The 1487-nt window shown below is 61.2% G+C and carries 1 protein-coding gene and 1 pseudogene; both read left to right on the forward strand.

The features are described 5' to 3' along the window. A pseudogene (locus tag NW815_RS00595) lies at window positions 1-409 on the forward strand (biotin--[acetyl-CoA-carboxylase] ligase); the annotation flags it as partial. 56 nt (window positions 410-465) lie between these two features. Continuing rightward, window positions 466-1356: a M23 family metallopeptidase gene (locus NW815_RS00600; RefSeq protein ID WP_414341696.1), complete on the forward strand. Its 891-nt coding sequence runs from the start codon at window positions 466-468 to the stop codon at window positions 1354-1356. The last annotated feature ends 131 nt before the right edge of the window (window positions 1357-1487 follow it).

Below are 1487 nucleotides of genomic sequence, written 5' to 3' on the forward strand. Positions count from 1 at the left end.
GAGCGGGCAACTGCTGGGGTTGGTGGCCGGTGTGGGGGTGAATGTCAACAACCCCGTTCCCATTGGGGCGATCACCTTAGCCCAAATTTTGGGATCCCCTCTGCACCGCTCACTCGACCGCACCGAGATTGCCGGCTGGGTTCTGCAGGGGATGGAGCAGGGATTCCACGTCTGGTTGCAAGGGGGATTTGCCCCCGTTCGCTCAGAGTACGAAGCCTGGATGGTCAAGCCGCAAGTCCAATGGCTCGAAAGGGGGACTAGCCTCACGATCTTGGGCCTTGCCGAGGATGGAAGGGTGCGAGTACAAACACAAGGGGAGCGACATCTGCAACAGCAGCAATCCATCCGGACGCTTACACCCGACCAAGTTCGCTTGAGCTATCACATGCCGGCGGGCGATAGCCTGTAATTTCTCTTGTGTTTTTTATGTGGCCTGTGTTGAACTCGGTGATGAAGCTTTGGGTTATGGCAGCGCGCCTTTTCTCCCCCCGAGCTTGGCGGCTGCGCTTTTGGCTGAAGCTGGGGCTGGCTCTGCTCTGGTTTTATCCCACTGCTCTGCTGGCCCAAACCCAACTAACCCCTTTGCCCCCGCCGCCCATGGTGGAACCGGCCCTAGACACGCCTGGGGCAGCAGCCCTGCTGCTGGATGGAGCCATTCCCCTGGGAGAGGGCAGCCCTGCGACCCTTGAGGCAGAAACCCGCCCAGAGACGGTCATGGGCCGCGAGATCGTGATTGAGCCCCAGAAGAACCATGACCTGGTTCCCCATGCTCAGCCTGAAGGTGGGGTGCCGGTGGTGCTGATGGAACGCAGCTCCGGTCGCCGCATCATTCTCGCCCCCGGCCAAGAGATTCGCATCGAGGATCCCAGCCAGCCCCAAGCTCCTGAACCGCAAACGCCAAGGTTGCCTGAACTGGCGGCAGGTGACGAACGACTGCTCTACCCCCTACCTCACCCGGTGCCGATTACTTCTGGATTTGGCATGCGAATTCACCCCATCCGCGGAGAGCCGGAGTTTCATGCTGGAGTGGATTTGGGGGCCAGCATGGGCACGCCGATCTTGGCCTCTTTAAGCGGCAAGGTGGTCACTTCGGGATCCCTGGGGGGTCTAGGGATCACCGTTGTGCTGGAGCATGCCGGCGGTCGGCGCACTCGCTATGGCCACATGTCCGAAGTTGCTGTAACACCGGGGGAAGTGGTAGAGCGGGGATCCGTCATCGGCTATGTGGGGGCGACCGGAGCGGTAACTGGGCCGCACCTCCACTTTGAGCTGTGGAAGCGGGCGGTGGGGCAAGGTTGGGTGGTTCTGGACGCCACAGATGATCTGAAGGTTGCTGTTGCCCAGCTGCCGGGTTAGCCAGAGCCGGCTTGGGTTAGCATAGGTGGGCGGGCTCCAACTGGAATGCTGGCGCAGGTAACCAGTTGGGTCATGCAGGTTTTGCGGACGTGGCGGAACGGCAGACGCGCTAGACTTAGGATCTAGTGCCG

Origin of the sequence: Synechococcus sp. R6-7 (assembly GCF_047461695.1) — a bacterium.
Taxonomy (GTDB): Bacteria; Cyanobacteriota; Cyanobacteriia; order Thermostichales; family Thermostichaceae; genus Thermostichus.

Excerpts from the sequence above, each read along its gene's own strand:
- NW815_RS00600 (WP_414341696.1), top strand. The coding sequence starts at position 466 with ATGGCAGCGCGCCTTTTCTCCCCCCGAGCTTGGCGGCTGCGCTTTTGG.